Source organism: Sorangiineae bacterium MSr11367, from assembly GCA_037157805.1.
In the GTDB taxonomy this organism is placed as follows: Bacteria; Myxococcota_A; Polyangia; order Polyangiales; family Polyangiaceae; genus Pendulispora; species Pendulispora rubella.
The window spans coordinates 13,263,842-13,282,362 of the sequence record CP089983.1 but is presented as its reverse complement, the minus strand read 5'-3'; the positions used below and the strand labels follow the sequence as shown (position 1 = coordinate 13,282,362).

Sequence of the window (18,521 nt, the reverse complement as noted above, 5' to 3'; positions counted from 1 at the left end):
GGAGTGGGCGGCCGTGGCCGCGACAAAGCGAAGAATCGCACGTTCGAGGGACTCCTGCCAGCCATCGTTGACATCTGCAACTTAAACGACCAATGTCGTTTAGTAGACAAATGTTGTTGTGACCAAGGAGCTGCCATGAGAGCCATCGTGACCGATCCCACCTCGACGCCTCGCCTCGCCCTTCGCGAGGCACCCGTGCCGACCGCCGCGCCCAACGAAGCGTTGGTGAAGGTGAACGCCATCTCGCTCAACGCAGGCGAAACCAGGACGGCCCTCGAGGCGACCACCCGCTACGTGCCAGGGTGGGACTTTGCCGGTGTCGTCGAGAAGGCGGCGACTGACGGCAGCTCACCCGTTGCGGGTACCCGCGTGTTCGGCGTCGTCCCGCAAGGATCGTGGGCGGAGCGCGTCGCGGTGCGGGCGGGACTCATCGCCGAGATACCTCCCGGCATCACGGACGCGCAGGCCGCGTCGATCCCCGTGGCTGGCGCGACGGCGCTCCTCTGTCTCGAGCGCGCAGGCGCGCTGCTCGGGCGCAGGGTTTTGATCACTGGAGCTGCAGGAGGTGTTGGTCGCTTCGCGTGCCAGCTCGCACGCCTGGCGGGTGCTCACGTCTTCGCAGTAAGTCGTCGTGCCGAGCTGTCCCAACAGTTGAGTGCCGACGGCGTATCGCCTGCCACCGTCTTCCGGACCATGGCCGATGCCAAGGCGGCGGGCTCGTATGACGTGATCGTCGACTCGGTGGGAGGGGAGACGCTCGCCCTCGCGCTCACGGCGCTCAGCATCGACGGCATCTGCGTCGCCTGCGGCAACTCCAGTGGGGCGCTCACGAGTTTCGACGTTCGCGATCTCTACCGGCGCGCTGCACCGCCCCGCCTTCACGTCCTTTGGCTCGGCACCGCGCTGACGGCCAACTGCACGCCCATCTTGGCTCGACTCGCCGCGCTCGTGGCGCACGGACAGCTGAAGACGCCCATCGACGCCGAGCTGCCATGGACCGAGGTAGCTACGGCTGCCGAACGGCTCGTAGCGCAGAACGTGCACGGGAAGATCGTGCTGAATGTTTCCTGAACCGAGTCGCGCTCAGTCGACACAAAGACTGTGCGGTACCTCGCTCTGCCTGACGACGCCCATGCCACCTGGCGTAAAGCCGATGCGCGGGTGGCGGCCGAAGGTGGTCTCGAGCCGCGAGCACTTTCCGTCGAGCCGTACGTTTCCGTTCTCTAAATGCCGCGGTGATGGCATACGCACGAGAGTTCGGCGTTGGATACGTGTTCCGGTTTGACGTGAAGACGGGTCCAGGTCCGATTGCGCTCGACGCGCTGCACATCGACTCGCTTTCTCGCGATCGCGCCCTCGCGTCGGCCATTATGGAGGAGACCCAGTATCGAGGCCGCATGGACGACGACGAGATCGCACGCGCAGAGGCCGCGATGGGGCGCCGCTTCCCTGCGGTATGACGCGCGTACATTCAGAGACAGTCGTGGTTCCCCGGCATCGAGAGCATCAAGCTCTTGCCAGAACCATCCAGTACCATCCGGCGATGCCTTGATGAACGCCACGAGATAATCTTCGTGCGGCGAATCGACCCACGCGATCGCCTTTGGTACTTTGGTAAGAGTGGCACGACCAGGTCGAGCGAGCCTTTCGCGAGCGTCGCCCGTACGCGCCGCGCACGCGCCCGCACGTTTGCAGCCGATCGAGACGAGCGAGGATGTGACGACGCCCCCACTCGTGGTTCGTTATTTTGGGCGCGGCCTTTTGCACCGGCGTGCTCTTTTGAGTCGGCATCAAAACTCGCCATCGAGCTCGGCGCAAGCCAGCGTATCTTTGAGATCGCAAGCTCTTTTCAAGTACTGGCGGGCGCGTACCGGATCCTTCGGAAGTACCCTGTGTTCAGGAATCGGCCGAGAGCGGCGCACGCCAATGTATTGCCGCCATCGCATGAGCGTTGCAGAAGACGTTCGCCGCCCGATTTGTCCATGGGAATGAGATCGCCGAGGATCATCTGCTCGCCTAACGTGCCGCACGCGGTCATATCGCGTCGCTCGCACGCATCCTTCTGCTTTGCGGCTGCCTGAGCGGCCCGGGCAATGTCGCGTCTTTGCTGTTCGGCTCGCGGCACATCCTCCGGCCAAACCTTCCTGCGAATTTTGCACGCCGCCGCGACCCCTTTCTCGCAGGCGAGCGTATACAGATCCATGGCTGTCACGTCGTCTTGTACAAAACCGTCCGAGCCATCGGCATATCGTTCTCCCAGTTTGATGCATGTAATGCCCATGCCGAATTCGCAGGCGGCCCGAAAGAACCCGACAGCCTTCGCGGAGTCTTTGGCGACGCCGTTTCCCTCCCAGTAGCGCGCACCAAGTTCCTGACAGGCATCGGCCGATTCTCGTTCACAAGCGAGAGCCAAGAGTTTCATCGCCCGCGTAGGGTCACGGGCTACCACCGTCCCGCCTTCGTACTGGAGGTCCCCCGTTTCAGTGGACAGTCCCGTTAACTCGAAGTAACGCGAGGAGTGTCCCATGGCGAAACGGAAACGACGGGTGTTTACGCCCGAGTTCAAGGCAGATGCAGTTCGGCTTTGCAAGAGCGGAGATCGAACCATCGCGCAGGTCGCGAACGACCTCGATCTAACGGAAACGGCGCTGCGAGCTTGGGTCAAGCGCGCCGACGCGCAAGCGCCGAAGAGTGCCATATCGAACGAGCTGACGACGCCGGAGCGTGAGGAACTCGCGGAGCTTCGCCGAAAGGTGAAACGCCTCGAGATGGAGCGCGAGATCTTAAAAAAAGCAGCAACATTCTTCGCGAAGGAGAACACGTGAAGTTCGCGTTCATCGACGTGGAGAAGACGTTCTGGCCCATTCAGGTTCTCTGCTTCGTACTCGGCGTCTCGCGAAGCGGCTACTACGCCTGGAAAGCACGGCCGAAGTCGAAAGCCAGGACGAGTGACGAGAAGCTCGCGACGCAGATTGAAGCGTCGCACAAGCGCAGTCGTGGCACCTACGGAAGCCCGCGTGTGCATCGGGAACTGCGGGCTCGGGGCATCCGCGTGGCTCGGAAACGCGTCGAACGCTTGATGCGCCAGCACGGGATTGCCGCGAAACGAAAACGACGCTTTCGTCGCACCACGGACTCGAAGCATGCGCACCCCGTTGCCGCGAATCTGCTCGAGCGACGGTTCGACGTCGATCTTCCGAATACGGCATGGGTGACCGACGTGACGTACGTCTGGACCCTTGAAGGCTGGCTTTACCTCGCCGCGATCCTTGATCTCTATTCGCGACGAGTCGTCGGCTGGGCGACCAGCGAAACCAACGACCGGGAGCTCGCGTTGCAGGCCCTTCGCAGCGCCGTGAACAGCCGAAAACCGCCAACGGGGCTGCTTCATCACTCGGACCGCGGCAGCCCGTACGCGAGCGCCGACTACCGTGCCGGACTCGAACGACATGGCTTCGTGGCTAGTATGAGCCGCAAGGGCGACTGCTGGGACAACGCCGTCGCCGAGAGCTTCTTCGCCACAATCAAGGGCGAGTTGATCGATCATGAAAACTACGTGACGAGGGCTTGCGCGATCGCGTCGATCGCCGACTACATCGACAATTTCTACAACCCCGTTAGACGGCATTCGTCGATTGGCTACGTTAGCCCAATTGAGTTTGAATTAATTTTGTTGCAATCAAACAAGCTGTCCGCATAGTGACGGTGTCCACTGCAGCGGGGGAGGATCATACTGCAGTGCCAACCCGTAGCAAGCGTTGCCCGAACCGCGATCACATGCCGATTGATAGAGGCCGTGCGCGCGCTTGGGATCGGCGGAAACGTGCTCCCCATGCTCGATCATGTATGCGACGGAGGTGCAGCCTTCGACGTTCCCAAGATCGCAGGCGCGGGAATGCAGCTGCCACGAGAGTCCCAGATCGGGCGTTTCACGGTTCGCGGCATCCGCCCCCAATTTCTGACACGAGAAGGAGTCCCCCTTCGGCGCCCAGCAGGCTCGCATGCGCAGCGCGATAACCTGGGTGGGATCGGCGCTCAATCCACCGCGTTCGCCCTCGATGAGGACCGCGAGTCGACCGCAACCTGGCCCGCTCCCTGCTCGACAGGCCCGTTCAAGCAAGCGAGCAGCGTCTGCGTCCTCGCGGCGCTTGGCAAAAGCCAGCCCGGCATCGGCGCATGCAGTAGCGTCCCCGCGCTCGCAGCTTCGCAACTGTTCTCGACCGGGAGGGGCAGCTAGCCGTTCACAGCTCGCTTTATTGCCGCGATTGCATTCTCGCAGCCATTGCCGATTTACGACTTCGGGGGAAGTGCTCTTTTCGGTCGCGCCGGCATCCGTGGAGACGGCCGTTGAGATAGGCGCCTCTGCCTTCCGGCCGGGGTTCGCACACGACACAAGCGCGAGTAGGCAGATTTGAGCAAACACTGATAGTTTGGGCGTCAATACCTTCAGAGTATCGTCCTTCCCACTTGTCGCCTCAATCCCCTTTTCTTCTCGCCAGCTTCTCAGGTATTCGCTCTTCTTTTGCACCACAGGCTCCTTGGTCGCGCGTTGGGGTGACGCGCCCGTCTGCCGGCCGTAGCGAGCCACGTGCCATCACTAGGGACGAGATTAGGCGCGGCTTCCCCCGGTCTCAGCCCCCGGACAGCAGGAACGCAGGATCCAGGATGATCTCGCGCCGCATCCCACGACGATCCCTACGCGCATTCTGCAAGAGCCTCCACGTCATTGCCCTGCCCGGCGTGATCCCGATCGGCATTACGGTGCACGCGAGCCACTCACGGTCGACGCCCGCGATCCCAAATCTGTCCCCGACGGTCCATCGAGTCCTCACGGCATCGCTCGGTGCGCGTCGTCCCGAAAGCGCCCCCTCGCGGAACCTCGTCGAGCGCGTCTGCTGAAGCAGGTCCCCATGCCCGAAGGAGCAAATCGAGGTTTCGGAGCTTGCCGAGAAATCCACGGGCGGGCGTGGCCGCAACAGCAGAAACGATACGATTATGCCGTAGGTGCCGGGTGGACCCTCGGTTCCGAGGAGGGCCGTCAAGTAGCCTAGCGTTTGTGCCATAAGGGCGAGGTCGTGCTCATCTCGCAACTCGGTAGCGGATGTGGGTGGCGTCAGCCGTACCGATGACTCGCGCGATCGACAGTTCGATGCGCTTTGGAAGGATCTCGAAGAGCTTCCGGCCGTCGCCGAGGAGCACGGGGATCTGATGAATTTGCAGCTCGTCGAGGACCCCTGCTTCGAGCGCCCGTTGCGCGGTGTACGCACCGAGCACCAGAACGTTGCGGTCTCCGGCAGCGGCTCTGGCTTGCGTCATGGCGCTCGCGATGCCGTCGGAGACATAGGTCACGAGCGGATAGTTGGCGACCGAAGGTCCAGGCTTTCGGTGACTCGGCACAAAGATCCGCGCCCCCTGGTTGTCGCCACCCCAGTGGTCGACCTGCTCGACCGTGCGGCGGCCGGCCAAAATCGCACCCGGAGAATTCCATTCGTCCCAAAGCTCGCCCATCTCCCCCGGCGGCCGCGAGAAATCGCCATACCACTCGTGGAGACGGCCGAATCCATCGCCGCCCGGGTTTCCGACCTCGTCGTTGGGACCGGCAATGTAGCCATCGAGAGACATTGACATGAAGAGAATCGAGGTGGGCATGGGAGCCTCCTGAAGGAACAGACGTAAGCGAGCCACTTTCGCTCGCCTTCAACCCCTGTACGAACCGCAGGCCGTGGGATCGACAGGCCACTCGAGAAAATCGTCGGCCCTCATAAAACACAGAGGCAGGTGTCGGAATTTTACCGGCCTATCGATGACGCCTCCGCCACGGAGCACACCCTGGCTGAAGGCCCCGTGGAGGTCCCCCGTTTCAGTGGACAGTCCCGTTAACTCGAAGTAACGCGAGGAGTGTCCCATGGCGAAACGGAAACGACGGGTGTTTACGCCCGAGTTCAAGGCAGATGCAGTTCGGCTTTGCAAGAGCGGAGATCGAACCATCGCGCAGGTCGCGAACGACCTCGATCTAACGGAAACGGCGCTGCGAGCTTGGGTCAAGCGCGCCGACGCGCAAGCGCCGAAGAGTGCCATATCGAACGAGCTGACGACGCCGGAGCGTGAGGAACTCGCGGAGCTTCGCCGAAAGGTGAAACGCCTCGAGATGGAGCGCGAGATCTTAAAAAAAGCAGCAACATTCTTCGCGAAGGAGAACACGTGAAGTTCGCGTTCATCGACGTGGAGAAGACGTTCTGGCCCATTCAGGTTCTCTGCTTCGTACTCGGCGTCTCGCGAAGCGGCTACTACGCCTGGAAAGCACGGCCGAAGTCGAAAGCCAGGACGAGTGACGAGAAGCTCGCGACGCAGATTGAAGCGTCGCACAAGCGCAGTCGTGGCACCTACGGAAGCCCGCGTGTGCATCGGGAACTGCGGGCTCGGGGCATCCGCGTGGCTCGGAAACGCGTCGAACGCTTGATGCGCCAGCACGGGATTGCCGCGAAACGAAAACGACGCTTTCGTCGCACCACGGACTCGAAGCATGCGCACCCCGTTGCCGCGAATCTGCTCGAGCGACGGTTCGACGTCGATCTTCCGAATACGGCATGGGTGACCGACGTGACGTACGTCTGGACCCTTGAAGGCTGGCTTTACCTCGCCGCGATCCTTGATCTCTATTCGCGACGAGTCGTCGGCTGGGCGACCAGCGAAACCAACGACCGGGAGCTCGCGTTGCAGGCCCTTCGCAGCGCCGTGAACAGCCGAAAACCGCCAACGGGGCTGCTTCATCACTCGGACCGCGGCAGCCCGTACGCGAGCGCCGACTACCGTGCCGGACTCGAACGACATGGCTTCGTGGCTAGTATGAGCCGCAAGGGCGACTGCTGGGACAACGCCGTCGCCGAGAGCTTCTTCGCCACAATCAAGGGCGAGTTGATCGATCATGAAAACTACGTGACGAGGGCTTGCGCGATCGCGTCGATCGCCGACTACATCGACAATTTCTACAACCCCGTTAGACGGCATTCGTCGATTGGCTACGTTAGCCCAATTGAGTTTGAATTAATTTTGTTGCAATCAAACAAGCTGTCCGCATAGTGACGGTGTCCACTGCAGCGGGGGAGGATCACCGGTCTGGTCCGAGACACCTTACCATCGCGGGTGGCTTCTAGATACGCAGCGTCGAATCCGGTGGCCCGCCCTGGTTCGGTGAGTACACGCCACGACTCGGCTGGACCGCCCAGCCGCGCTGTGTGGCGATGTGGCAGCGCCCACGACGGCCGTCACATCGAAGAGCGTCCGCGCCTTGGCGGCTAGACGACATCATCGTCGTCCGTTCCCCGCATCGAGCACACTACCCGTTGAATTCGAGCATGCACGCGGGCGTCCCATCTGTCTGCCTCCTTCTCCTCACCTAGACAATTCGCCGCACGAAGGTTATCTGCTGGCGTTGATCGAGCGGCCCCTTCGCGAGCGGCCGGCCGTATGCGCCACGCAGCTCGTAGGTGCGTGGGTTCGACTTCACCGTCAGGATGTACGGCAAACGGCCATAGGGGTATTCGCCTTTTCGACTTAGCCGAAGGTTGCTCGGGCGTCTCGGCGTACCGTCACCTTTCGCAGACTGAAATACAAGTAACTGTTCACTCGTCGCGCGCCACGGTCTTTCGCGACGTCGCGACGTTTACAGCGAAACCGCGCCTCCCCTGCGCGGCTCCGTGGTCGTCGACTCGATCGTTCAGACACGACGTTGTACTTTAGTCGGATGAGGCTCCGCTTGCTTATCCAGATTAACGTTGCCTATGTGCTGGCGGTTGGGATCTACGGCATCGTAATCGACGAGCCATACTGGAGGGACGTCGGACACGGGCCGGAAGTCTATGACGGCCTCTTTTGGCTCGGCCTATTGCTGAATGGCCCATCGGGTCTCTTGGCTGACTGGCTCTCGTGGTTGTTCGTGGGCAGAAGCGAGGCCCACTTCGTTTTCCAATACCTCTTTTGGAGTGTGCTCGTCTGGGTTCAATGGCGGCTCTATTTTCTCGCAGCGAGCTGGAGCTCGAACCGAGCCGGACGCCCGCAGCTTTTGAACCTCTTCGCCGTGGCACTCGCGATGCTCGGCGCAGTGGCGGCCCGTAAGGCTTGGCTATTCGGACATCGACCATCCGGCGATTTCTTCATCGACCGCTATTTCTGGTTCGTGCGGGTGGTCGGAGTGGCTTGCAGCGGTCTCGTGCTCGTCGCTTGCCGATACCTCACCTCTGCGGCCCCCGATTGTCAAAGCCACAAAAGAAGAATTACGTAAGGAACTCTCATCGCGTGCCAGTTTGCAAGGTCATGGGGCCACCAAACCGGTGATTTTTGCAGGGTCATGGGGCCACCCGATTTGCAGCATCATGGGGCCACCCGCGTAGAGAGCATGATGAGTTTTTTGCAGCGACATGGCGCCACTCCTGACCATTTTTGCAGGGAGGGGTAGCGCAGCGCGAGCAAGCGCGCCCGCTGCCCGACATCACCAACGAGCGGGCGGAGGTTGCACAATACAAGGAGCGCATCGAGACGTGGCTATCGCAGAAGCGTCCGCTGCGCCCTGAGTAAGATTCACGTGCTGCTCGCGCGCGAAGGGCTCTCGGCAAGCTACGCGACGCTGCGTCGCTTCGCAATCGAGGAGCTGTCGTGGAGCAAGAAGCCGCCCACCATCCGTCTCGTGGATCCGCCGGCGCGGACAAGAAGCCCAAATTGATTTCGGCAAGATGGGGATGATCGTCGATGTCGAGACGGACCAGCGCCGCGCGCTCTGGGCGCTCATCATCACGCTATCGTTCAGCAGATTCGCCTTCGTGTGGTCGACATTCGTCCAAACGACAGCGGCCGTCTGCGAGGGGCTCGATCGTGCCTGGAAGTTCTTTGGCGCGATGGCCAAGACGCTCGTGCCCGACACAGTGCAGACCGCGAGCTCCGCTGCGACCGAACGTTGGCGTAGTACCTGAAGCCTCTCTGCGCGCGTTTAGAGATGAGAACAGGTACTTTGCCGACCGGTGGCCTATTCGCACCGATAGACGAGCTTGCCAAGAAGTAGTGCCGAGCGAGAGACGTTACCAGTCGGAGACGGCCAAGATGCGGCGCCCCGGCGTTACATGGAATTCGAGCGTCACTCGCCTTCCTTCTCGGACCTTCAGCTCAGCCTTACCTGACGAACGTACACGTCGACGTCTCGGCGAAAATGTTGTGTGGGCGTTTATTTTTGTCGCCTTCGGCCCGGGAGCCGTTGGTAAGAGCGGCGAACGTGGGGCGACTTCGGCTTCGACGAGCTTTCGAGCCCCGGTCTCGATCTCCGTCCGAGCATAGGCCCCAGGTTAAGCCCTCGTTTGATCTCCTGAAGGACGAAACATGCCGTACGCCCACAAGAAATGCTCTCAACGAGTCCCCGCACCAACGCAACGCGTCTCGCAGGTTCAGATCGTCGCGTTGCAGCATCACTCCTGCGCGATCCATACCGACAGCGTAATAGCTTTTAGTTTTCAACTCGAGGCATTTAGCGAATATTTCGCAGTAATTCCTCACCAACTACGAACCCCAAGTACGCCCAAAAACGGAACGCGCCGAGCTAAAGTCGGCAACAGGCATCGAGCGAAGAAATCGCGCCCGAGGACGACAAAATGAGCTTTCGACTGACGTTTTCCCGTCCTCTGTTGGAGGCTATGCGCGAAGCGGGTCTTACGGATGTCGAGGAGCTCGCTCGTTCGGTGGGGATTGATCCATCGATGCCCGAGCACGCGAACGAGGAACAAATCGACGCATTGTTCTCGCTTGCGATCGAAAGGTCACCGCCATGGTACGGCTTGCTCGTAGCGACTCACATTCGTTCGGCGTTATTCGACATTGTCGGTCATGCCGCGAACAGCGCCACGCTTGGAGAAGCCCTGCACAAACTTGCTCATTACAAATACGAAGAGACCGGTGACTGGGTCGTCGTCGAGCGTGGACCGCAACAGACCACGATACGTTTCAACTTGGACGGAAAGAAGCACGCCAGGCAAAGGTTGGAATTCGAGCAGGCGTTCTTCGTAATTTTTGCCCGAGAGCTCGTCGGAGATAACCTGTCGCCCGTCCTCGTGGTCAACGAATTCAGTGAGCCCGAGGGAGAGTGTCACAGATATATTTCACTATTCAAATGCCCAATAATTTTCAGTGGCCGTGAGAACGAGCTCGTTTTCACCAACGTAGATTGGGCGCGACCACTGTCGTCCGCCAGTCGTAATTTTTCACCAAGCATCATGGAGCAAGGAGGTCGACTTGACAAGAATTGGAAGAAGCTGGACATCTCGAGCCACGTCCAGGAACTACTTCGATTCAAGCCGTCGCTGACCATGGTACATGTTGCCGATCGACTCAAAGTAATTCCAAGGGATTTGCAGCGAAAGCTCAGGATCAAAAAGACCTCATTCAAATTTTTGTCCGAGGAAAACAAGATCCAATACGCCTGCCGATATTTACGAAAAGGTGGACATGACCCACGAAAACTGCAACGAGATCTCGGATTTGCGACGATAAAAGATTTTGCCCGAGCCCTCGAGCAGTGGTCCAAAACGGAGCAGTGGTCTGATGCTGCGCCCGAGCTTCGTGCGATCCGTATTCAGGTCGAGGACTACTTGCGAAAGGGCTGAACTAGCCGTTTCTATATCGGGCGTCGCATGGATCGCGACGCCCGATGAGACGGACCGGCGATGCCGCCGCCCTCATTTGCTTCGTGGACGCCGAGGCGGGGGCATCGTCATGTGCAGATAGATGCCGAGCTCGGGGCGCGCGTCGAGGGTCGGAACGACGTTCTCGGATGCCTGACGTGTCCTTGATGAACTGGGGATTCGTCGGCTTGGCGATACTAATGTAGGTTAGGAGCGCTCTCGAGGTTATCGATCCGGAACAGTTATCGATATTTCCGATTCGGTCGTGGAGGCCTGGGTGAACGTTTGGGGGGCGGTCCCGTATTCGTTTTCGCGAATGCGTGAGCGGGAGGGACCGGTCATGTCGTCGACGGAGACGAAAGGCCGACGCGTGATGAGCGACAGCTTCATGACGGAGCTGACGTACGGCATGCGGACGCCCAGATCGCTCAAGCGGGAAAGGCTCACGCGGTTCGAGTTGCTGTCGATGACCGAATCCCAGGTTCTCGGGCGCAGCCGATAGAGCGCCGGCCCACCCTCCGTGGACCACGTCAGCACACCGGCGGCAACGCTCACGGGTTCACCGGGAGCCGGAGATTGGATGTGTTCTCCGCGCTCGAAGGGAATCGGTGATGCGCTCGCATCGAGTGAAACGGAGTCGATCACGCCTCGGATCTCTCGATCTTTCGGCCCGTCGTCGTTGGCCGTGTTCGAGAGGTGGGTGCTCGCCCCCATCGTTGCACCGACGAGATTCGGCACCTCCACGGTGAGCGGCAAGGGCGTTCTCTCGGGCGACCCGAGATAAACCGAGCCCTCGCCGTTGGGAAGATTCAGCCATGCGATAACTCGCTCTTGCCTCCATCCCTGGGGAACGTCCATCCCGGACGGGAGCGAGACGGTCCATGCGCCTGCACGCGGCACCATCGTGACCTCGGGCCACACGAACGTGGTGCGACCTTCATCGTCGAGGATCATCGTCCCCGCGGAATGATAAAATGGCCCACCCCTGTCGGGTTGAACCAAGAGATGGGCCTTGACGGTGAGTCGTTTCGCGGACGTCGTCCAAAGATAACGCACCGAAAGCCTCGCTCCGGGTTGTACGTACTCGTAATAGTCGTGATGGTGCACCTCCCCCTCGGGGGAGGACATGCCCACCTGAATCACGCAGTATTTGGGACTCGAAGGGTCATTCGGGCACCCCGGAATCGGAGGGATCTCGTACGAGACATCCGCGTAACGCGACAAGGGATAAGACCGCCCCGTTTTGGTACTAAATAGATCGACCTGCGGATCCGTTCGCGTCAATCCAAGGTGGGCGTGCACGGTGCCGGATTCCGTCACGGAAAGGTCATAGGGCAGCGCGATGCCCGATATGGAAAAGATGCCGTCTTTGCCCGCCGATGCCTCCTGCTTCTTCCCCACGGCATCGACGACGATCGCACGCGCCTCGGGTACACCCTCGCCGACTTGGTTCACCGCTTTCCCGGTGACCGTCACCGTCGGGTAGGTTGCACCATCGCCAGCATCCGTTTCGGGCGTGCGCGCGTCGGGCATGCCGGCATCGCCGATAGGGATGGCTCCGTCGCTGCCACTGCAGGCCCATACGGCACCAAACGAGAGAAGAAAAGGAAACGCGCAAATGGCGCCGCGCAGATGGCGTGAAAAGATCGTCGGCGAGGTCATTCTTGGGCATCCCGAAGCAGCAAGGTATGTGCCGAAACCTTACTTCCTTCAAACTATGGTGACTCTCGATTTCGCGTGCCCGGACGGCGCTCCGGTGTCATCGCGCGATCGCGTGGCAGCATCGGCACACAGACCTGCCGGATTCCAACAACCGCGCCAGGCCGCTCAATCTGCGCTCCAACGCAGGGCGCCTATCAGAGCGCGTAGGGCCGGGGTGATCTGCCGGTTGGGATAGTAGAGATGGCAGCCGGGAAAGCGTGGACTCCATTCGTCGAGCACCTGGACCAGCCGTCCATCGGCGATCTCCTCCGCGACATCGTGCTCCATCAGATAGCCGAGTGCCGCTCCGGCTCGTATCGCGGCTGCTGCGAGCGTCCCATCGTTGACGATCAGTTGTCCTGAGGCGCGGATGGTCACCTGAGCGTCCTCGCGCTGAAACGTCCACGGTAGAAGCCCTCCGCCGCCCACCAGGCGAAAGTTCACGCAGACGTGTGCCTCGACATCTCGAGGCGTCTCGGGTTTGCCATGGCGCTCGAAATACTCCGGCGTGGCGACCACGACGCCGCGCAATTCCGGGCCCACGCGGACCGCCACCATGTCGGCATGAATCGCTTCTCCCAGACGTATGCCGGCATCGAACCCGCTCGCGACGAGATCCACGGGCCGGTCGTCCACGATCACTTCGACGGATACGTCGGGATGCTCCAGCAGGAAACGTGGCAGCCGTGGCGCGAGGATCGTACGCGCAGCGTAGGCAAAGGTCGTCAACCGCACGATGCCGGAGGGGCTACCGCGCCAGTCTGCCAATGCCGCCAGCCCGTCCGCGACTTCTGCGAGAGCGGGTTCGAGCGAACGAAGAAGCCGTTCGCCGGCGGCTGTCGGCGCGACCGAGCGCGTGGTGCGGGCCAGCAGCTGCACGCCCAGCCGCTCCTCGAGGCTCCGTATCACGTGGCTGAGTGCGGATGGGGACAGGCCGAGCTCCGCCGCCGCCCTGGTGAAGCTGCGGGCCTTCGCCACCGTGGCAAAAGCTGCAAGGTCGTCGAGATCACCTCGTTTCATTGTTGTAATCCATTCACAAGCCCGTTCGACAAAGGCGCTCTAATCCTCGGGGTCACCGTTGATTATCTTCTGCCTCATTGTTCCAGGAGATACAGCAATGAACCTTGCCAGTTATCGCACGCTTGGCCGCTCGGGGCTCGTCGTTAGCCCACTCGCGCTCGGCACCATGACGTTTGGGGCCGGCCGCTGGGGCACGGACGAGGCGGGATCGCGAGCGATCTTCGACGCCTACGTCGCGGCCGGCGGCAATTTCGTAGATACCGCAGACGTCTACTCCGCGGGTGAGAGCGAAAAGATGTTGGGCCGCTTTCTCGCCTCGAACGGCCATCGCGAGCGGATGGTGATCGCGACCAAGTCCGGCTTTCCGCGGCGCCAGGACACGCCGCTGGCGGGAGGCAACTCCGCGCGGAATATTCGAGACGGTATTCACGGATCGCTAAAGCGGCTCGGCACCGACCATATCGACCTCTATTGGACGCACGTCTGGGACCAGACAACGCCGCCCGAGGAGGTGCTGCGGGCCCTCACCGATGCTGTGCGTCGCGGAGACATCCTGTACTACGGCTTCTCCAACGCACCCGCGTGGTACACCGCGCAGATCGCCACTCTCGCTCGCGTTCATGGTCTCCCGCAACCTGTCGGCCTGCAGTTCTCCTACTCGCTCATCGATCGAGGCGTGGAGCTGGATATCGTGCCTGCTGGGCAAGCACTGGGCATGGGGCTCGTCGCCTGGAGCCCCCTCGGCGCAGGCCTGCTCACCGGAAAATACGGAAGGGAGAAGATGGCCAAGGCTGGCCCCCAAGGGAGCCTGCCCAACCGCGCAGGAGCGTCCCGCGATGGCGGCAGCGACGGGCGGCTCCATGGCGACAATCCCGTCGGGGGAATGCTCTTTACGGAGGAGAACTTTCGCATCGTCGATGAACTCCGCGCCGTCGCGCTGGAGATCGGACGACCGATGGCCCAGGTCGCATTGGCGTGGCTGGTGAACCGGGCGGGCGTGTCGTCGGTGCTGATCGGCGCGAGTCGGGCGGAGCAACTTCTGCAGAACATCGCCTCACTCGACGTCGAATTTTCGCCCGAACAGCAAATGCGGCTCGATGCGGCGGGGAAGCCGCCCGTGCTGAATCCCTACTTCATCTTTGGCCTGCCGCGCGAGCGCATCTTCGGCGGGCATGCGGTCGAGGCATGGCCAGGCGTACAAATGCCCACGTCTTTGTGCGCCATCCCGCGCGGGGTGGCGTCTACTCGACGATGAAGCGAACGCCGAGGCCGACCAGAAGAGACGTGCTGCGGTTTGCATGGCTGACCGCAGGGGCCGCTGTTCTTGACGTAGGCTGCGCGGCAAGCACGGCGCAGGGGCATTCTTCCGAGAAACGACGCGATACACTGATTCTCGGCGCCGGGATGGCGGGGCTTGCGGCCGCCTACGAGCTACGACGCGCGGGATTCGACGTGACCCTTCTGGAGGCACGTTCGCGCATCGGTGGGCGTCTTTGGACCGATCACTCGTGGGGCGGTATCCCGATCGATTTGGGGGGTTCGTGGATTCACGGAACCGAGGGAAACCCACTTACCGACTTATGCAAGCAATTTGGCATTCAAACCATGGCGTTCGATCCGTCGGCGCCGGCCATCTATTCTGGCTCGCGTCGTCTAAACCCTGCCGAGCGCGAGCAAGTGGAGCACGATCTGCGTCGGCTCGAGGCACGCGTCAGTGACCTGGGGGCCGAGGCCGATCCCAAGATGTCCGCGGAACAAGGCATCGACCTCGCCCTTCGCGAGCTAAACATGAGCGGGACACGCGCGCGCCATGCGAAGGAGGCCATGCGCGCCGACATCCTGCAGGACGTTGCGGGCGACCCTCACGAGGTCGTGCTCGGGTCGCTGGAGCAGGCGCCCGACGGCGGCGGCGAGGAAGCCGTCTTCCCCGGCGGCTACAATCAGCTCACGGATCGCCTGGCCGAAGGTCTCGACATCCATCTCGGCTGTGTGGTCACTCGAGTCGAGCATTCCGACTCGGGCGTTCGCGTGGTCACCAATCGAGGAATTTTCACGGCCAACCGCGCGCTGGTCACGTTTCCGCTTGGCGTGCTCCAGCGCGGCAGCATCACCTTTGCGCCCGAGCTGCCCGTTCGCAAGCAGCAAGCGATCGCGCGGCTCGGCATGGGCGTGCTCGACAAAGTCTACCTGCGATTCGATCGCGCATTCTGGGACAATGCCGATAGCATTCGCCAAATAGAGGCTATCGATGAGGCTTGGTCGGACTGGGCCGACATGCGTCCCGTGACCAAGGCTCCCGTGCTACTCGCCTTCATCGGTGGCGCCGTCGCCCGACGGATCGAGACCATGACGGATGCTGCCGTCGTCGCCGGGGCCATGGCCTCTCTGCGCACGATGTACGGCTCGCGCGTGCCCGAGCCCACCGCAAACCGGATCACGCGGTGGGCGAGCGATCCCTTCGCATGCGGATCGTACTCGTTCGAGAAGGTCGGCTCGAGCGCGGATGATTTCCACGCGCTCGCCGAGCCGGTGGGACGTCGCCTCCTGTTTGCCGGTGAGGCGACCGAGGCCGAGAATTATCAAACCGTTCATGGTGCGCTCATGTCGGGTCGTCGCGAAGCGCAGCGCATTTTGGCGGAGTTGACCTAGCCAGAGAGGACGCGGTCCTCGTGACGCGTGAAGCCGCGATTCCCTAGCGCGCAACCGGGGAAGATTCGCCAATATTGCGGCACGTCGGTCAGGACATTGGACGATGCGGCCGCGCAGATGCAAGCCTTGCGCGAATTTCACACGCTGCTGCAAGCCTCGAGTCCCGGGCGGCAGCAGCACCTCCTGACCGCGGGGTATTTCCCCAGCCATTGGCAGGTGCTCGTCGAAGCGGGCCTGCAGTGCATGCCGCTTCTCAAAGACGGTGAAGCGGATGACGTGGCGCTCGCTGCCTCGCATCGCCTCGATGCCATTGCCGGCCGCCTGCGACTGCACTCCAGCGAACCGGCGGCCGCTCGCGCGGTGGCGGATTTCGATGCGCGCAACCATCGATTTCGGCGGGCCGAGCGCAATCTGTTGGTGATCTCACTCGCCGTATTGGCGGCCGTGGTGGGACTGGTGGCATGGGGGATCCTCGCATATCTGAAACGTGGCTAGGGAGAATCGAACCCTACGACTCGAGACATCAAGGAGCGTTCGATGTGGATCGGTCTTGGAATCGTCGCGGCATTGGTCATTGGCTTTTTCGTGCTTCGAAGTGTGATGTCGAGCAAGATGGACTCGGACTACGAAAAGAACAAGTACGTACCATTGCGGCGTTGGGCGTGGGAAATGCAATTGTCCGACGCGGAAGAAGCCGCGCTGATGCAAGGCCTCCAGGCTTACGAGGGCGCGGGCAACTCGCTCTACATCAACCACGAGGACGCGTTGCTCAAGACGTACGAGCGGCCGATGGTCGTATCGCTCTTTCTGCTCGGCGCCCGGTTTCGTGCTCTTGGCCCGAATGCCCTGGCCAATCCCGCAGAGGCCGTGAAGCACCTTCTCGAGGGCTTTCGAGCTCGAGAGGAGTCCGGCGTCGTCCACTTGCAGAGCCCCTGGTTTTCCGAGGAGGTCGACGGCATGAACAACGACCAATTCACGACCGAGGCGCGCAAGGTGCTCGAATCGGGCCAGATGGCGGGCCTGGACGGCTTCGACGGCTGGTCTTCCGACGAGATTACCGGCGAGATTCGCATGCGTGTTCTCGCTCACGCCCCTCCGGCCGTGAACGCAGTCCAAGGCGCGACTCCATATGACCAGGAACAATATGCAAAAAGCTACGCCATCAATACGCTGGTGCTCGATCTTGGTCGCTTGCTCGTTCAATACCGTGCACTGCGTGCAAGTCGGCACGACCTAGCGCCTCCCGCGGCGCTTCGCATCGTGTTGGTCGAAACGCTATCGCGCTCGGCCCCCGGCATCGGATGGTCGCAAGTGACGGCGAGCCCGTTGCAACAGGCCATCGTCCTCGCCTCGGTCGAGGGCCGCGCCACGTTGCAGGGATAGTCTCGCGGTCCAGCAAGCTTCATCTTCTACAGCCGAGCGAAGAAGCAAAAGACGCCACCGCCGGGAAGCCCAGGGAAGGATCTGGCGCGCCCTGCGTAGATATGAGATGGACCGGTGCCATGCGGGCGCGCCCGCGGGAAAGGCTCTCGTACGTATGTCTTCCTTCGTCCACCATCGACTCTTTGCGCTCGGGGCTTTCGGCCTTTTGGGCATCGCCCTTGGAAGCGGAGCCTGCTCCTCCGACCCGGACGGCAACGGCGACAAGGATTTTTCGGGCCGAAATGTCTCGAGCGGCGGGTACCAAGCGAACGACCAATGCCCGGTGAACCCCCCGTCGGCGTTACCGGGAACGAGGTCCGCCAGCAGTTCGTGCACCTCGTACATGGATTGCGCCCCGTCATGCTGTGCCTGCGCGAGCAGCAGCGCATCCTATTTGGCCGCCGCATGCATCGATGGTGTGTGCGCCGACAAGGCCGACACGTGCTACGTCGGTAAGAAACCGACCTACTGCCCCGCCGATTCGGATCCCGGGCCGTCTCCGAAGGACGGCGGCACCTCGGGGAAAGACGTGAACCCTCCCCCGAGCGGCGGTACGCTTTGCGTCGACGGCACCTCGGGCTCCTGCATCGGTACGGGCTTCGATTGGACGGGCAGCCAATGCTGCGTCAAGAACGTCAGTCAGTGCGTCGACGGCACCTCGGGCTCCTGCGTCGGCACGGGTTACAAATGGACGGGCAAACAATGTTGCATCGAGAAGGATGCCGTCTGCACCGCCGGCACCTCGGGCTCTTGCATCGGCACGGGCTACATGTGGACAGGCAGCCAATGCTGCGTCCAGAACGTCAGCCAGTGCGTCGACGGCACCTCGGGTTCTTGCATTGGCACGGGTTACAAGTGGACGGGCAGCCAATGCTGCATCGAGAAGGATGCCATCTGCACCTCCGGTACCTCGGGTTCCTGCATCGGCACGAACTTCATGTGGACGGGCAGCCAATGCTGCGTCCAGAACGTCAGCCAGTGCGTCGACGGCACCTCGGGCTCTTGCACCGGGACTGGCAAATATTGGACGGGCACCAAATGCTGCATCTAAGCCTGCCCGGCCGCTAA

At 61.8% G+C, this 18,521-nt stretch carries 15 protein-coding genes and 1 pseudogene; 12 read left to right on the top strand and 4 right to left on the bottom strand.

Annotation, left to right across the window (positions count from 1 at the left end; genetic code table 11):
* Positions 1-135 precede the first annotated feature (135 nt).
* Together LVJ94_51710 and LVJ94_51705 are read left to right on the top strand one after the other, a co-directional pair.
* The gene (locus LVJ94_51710) at positions 136-1,071 is read left to right on the top strand and encodes a zinc-binding dehydrogenase (protein ID WXB05353.1); all 936 of its coding nucleotides are present in this window, start codon (positions 136-138) and stop codon (positions 1,069-1,071) included.
* 167 nt (positions 1,072-1,238) lie between these two features.
* A complete protein-coding gene (locus LVJ94_51705) occupies positions 1,239-1,460 on the top strand; it encodes a hypothetical protein (protein ID WXB05352.1) in 222 nt (73 codons plus the stop codon).
* A 389-nt stretch (positions 1,461-1,849) separates the two neighbouring features.
* Here the strand turns inward: LVJ94_51705 and LVJ94_51700 are convergent, their stop codons facing one another.
* Positions 1,850-2,422, bottom strand: a complete 573-nt coding sequence (locus LVJ94_51700) for a sel1 repeat family protein (GenBank protein ID WXB05351.1) — start codon at positions 2,420-2,422, stop codon at positions 1,850-1,852.
* Positions 2,423-2,525: 103 nt separating this feature from the next.
* Between LVJ94_51700 and LVJ94_51695 the strand changes: the two genes are divergently transcribed.
* Positions 2,526-3,700, top strand: a protein-coding gene (locus LVJ94_51695) for an IS3 family transposase (protein ID WXB05350.1) whose coding sequence is annotated in 2 segments (ribosomal slippage) — positions 2,526-2,781 and positions 2,781-3,700 — 1,176 coding nt in all. Because the reading frame shifts where the segments join, the coding sequence is not laid out codon by codon here.
* Positions 3,701-5,079: 1,379 nt separating this feature from the next.
* Here the strand turns inward: LVJ94_51695 and LVJ94_51690 are convergent.
* Positions 5,080-5,649: a dihydrofolate reductase family protein gene (locus LVJ94_51690; GenBank protein WXB05349.1), complete on the bottom strand. Its 570-nt coding sequence runs from the start codon at positions 5,647-5,649 to the stop codon at positions 5,080-5,082.
* 256 nt (positions 5,650-5,905) lie between these two features.
* On the opposite strand from LVJ94_51690, the gene LVJ94_51685 reads away from it, so the two are divergent.
* From LVJ94_51685 to LVJ94_51670, 4 genes are all read left to right on the top strand, one after another.
* A protein-coding gene (locus tag LVJ94_51685) for an IS3 family transposase (GenBank protein ID WXB05348.1) occupies positions 5,906-7,080 on the top strand; the annotation gives its coding sequence in 2 pieces (ribosomal slippage) (positions 5,906-6,161 and positions 6,161-7,080; 1,176 coding nt in all).
* A gap of 664 nt (positions 7,081-7,744) precedes the next feature.
* Positions 7,745-8,281, top strand: a complete 537-nt coding sequence (locus LVJ94_51680) for a hypothetical protein (protein ID WXB05347.1) — start codon at positions 7,745-7,747, stop codon at positions 8,279-8,281.
* Positions 8,282-8,735: 454 nt separating this feature from the next.
* Positions 8,736-8,966 carry a hypothetical protein gene (locus LVJ94_51675; GenBank protein WXB05346.1) on the top strand — a complete coding sequence of 77 codons (231 nt, stop codon included), beginning with the start codon at positions 8,736-8,738 and terminating at the stop codon, positions 8,964-8,966.
* A 669-nt stretch (positions 8,967-9,635) separates the two neighbouring features.
* A complete protein-coding gene (locus LVJ94_51670) occupies positions 9,636-10,643 on the top strand; it encodes an AraC family transcriptional regulator (protein WXB05345.1) in 1,008 nt (335 codons plus the stop codon).
* 243 nt (positions 10,644-10,886) lie between these two features.
* Here the strand turns inward: LVJ94_51670 and LVJ94_51665 are convergent, their stop codons facing one another.
* Positions 10,887-12,323, bottom strand: a complete 1,437-nt coding sequence (locus tag LVJ94_51665; GenBank protein WXB05344.1) for a hypothetical protein — start codon at positions 12,321-12,323, stop codon at positions 10,887-10,889.
* 165 nt (positions 12,324-12,488) lie between these two features.
* Entirely contained in the window at positions 12,489-13,340 is an 852-nt protein-coding gene (locus LVJ94_51660) for a LysR family transcriptional regulator (GenBank protein ID WXB05343.1), read from the bottom strand.
* A gap of 139 nt (positions 13,341-13,479) precedes the next feature.
* On the opposite strand from LVJ94_51660, the gene LVJ94_51655 reads away from it, so the two are divergent.
* The 5 genes and pseudogenes from LVJ94_51655 (at position 13,480) to LVJ94_51635 (ending at position 18,504) form a co-directional block, all read left to right on the top strand.
* On the top strand, positions 13,480-14,637 hold the full coding sequence (locus tag LVJ94_51655; protein WXB05342.1) for an aldo/keto reductase: 1,158 nt from the start codon (positions 13,480-13,482) through the stop codon (positions 14,635-14,637).
* A 134-nt stretch (positions 14,638-14,771) separates the two neighbouring features.
* Positions 14,772-16,031, top strand: a pseudogene (locus LVJ94_51650) (FAD-dependent oxidoreductase).
* A gap of 27 nt (positions 16,032-16,058) precedes the next feature.
* Entirely contained in the window at positions 16,059-16,526 is a 468-nt protein-coding gene (locus LVJ94_51645) for a hypothetical protein (GenBank protein WXB05341.1), read from the top strand.
* 42 nt (positions 16,527-16,568) lie between these two features.
* Positions 16,569-17,414, top strand: a complete 846-nt coding sequence (locus LVJ94_51640) for a hypothetical protein (GenBank protein WXB05340.1) — start codon at positions 16,569-16,571, stop codon at positions 17,412-17,414.
* Positions 17,415-17,568: 154 nt separating this feature from the next.
* On the top strand, positions 17,569-18,504 hold the full coding sequence (locus tag LVJ94_51635) for a hypothetical protein (protein ID WXB05339.1): 936 nt from the start codon (positions 17,569-17,571) through the stop codon (positions 18,502-18,504).
* Positions 18,505-18,521: the final 17 nt, after the last annotated feature.

What these genes read in the sequence shown, in the direction of transcription:
- LVJ94_51700 (WXB05351.1), bottom strand. Translation starts at nt 2,422, where the DNA reads ATGAAACTCTTGGCTCTCGCTTGTGAACGAGAATCGGCCGATGCCTGT.
- LVJ94_51680 (WXB05347.1), top strand. Translation starts at nt 7,745, where the DNA reads ATGAGGCTCCGCTTGCTTATCCAGATTAACGTTGCCTATGTGCTGGCG.
- LVJ94_51635 (WXB05339.1), top strand. Translation starts at nt 17,569, where the DNA reads ATGTCTTCCTTCGTCCACCATCGACTCTTTGCGCTCGGGGCTTTCGGC.
- LVJ94_51665 (WXB05344.1), bottom strand. Translation starts at nt 12,323, where the DNA reads ATGACCTCGCCGACGATCTTTTCACGCCATCTGCGCGGCGCCATTTGC.
- LVJ94_51705 (WXB05352.1), top strand. Translation starts at nt 1,239, where the DNA reads ATGGCATACGCACGAGAGTTCGGCGTTGGATACGTGTTCCGGTTTGAC.
- LVJ94_51655 (WXB05342.1), top strand. Translation starts at nt 13,480, where the DNA reads ATGAACCTTGCCAGTTATCGCACGCTTGGCCGCTCGGGGCTCGTCGTT.
- LVJ94_51710 (WXB05353.1), top strand. Translation starts at nt 136, where the DNA reads ATGAGAGCCATCGTGACCGATCCCACCTCGACGCCTCGCCTCGCCCTT.
- LVJ94_51690 (WXB05349.1), bottom strand. Translation starts at nt 5,649, where the DNA reads ATGCCCACCTCGATTCTCTTCATGTCAATGTCTCTCGATGGCTACATT.
- LVJ94_51640 (WXB05340.1), top strand. Translation starts at nt 16,569, where the DNA reads ATGTGGATCGGTCTTGGAATCGTCGCGGCATTGGTCATTGGCTTTTTC.
- LVJ94_51675 (WXB05346.1), top strand. Translation starts at nt 8,736, where the DNA reads ATGATCGTCGATGTCGAGACGGACCAGCGCCGCGCGCTCTGGGCGCTC.
- LVJ94_51670 (WXB05345.1), top strand. Translation starts at nt 9,636, where the DNA reads ATGAGCTTTCGACTGACGTTTTCCCGTCCTCTGTTGGAGGCTATGCGC.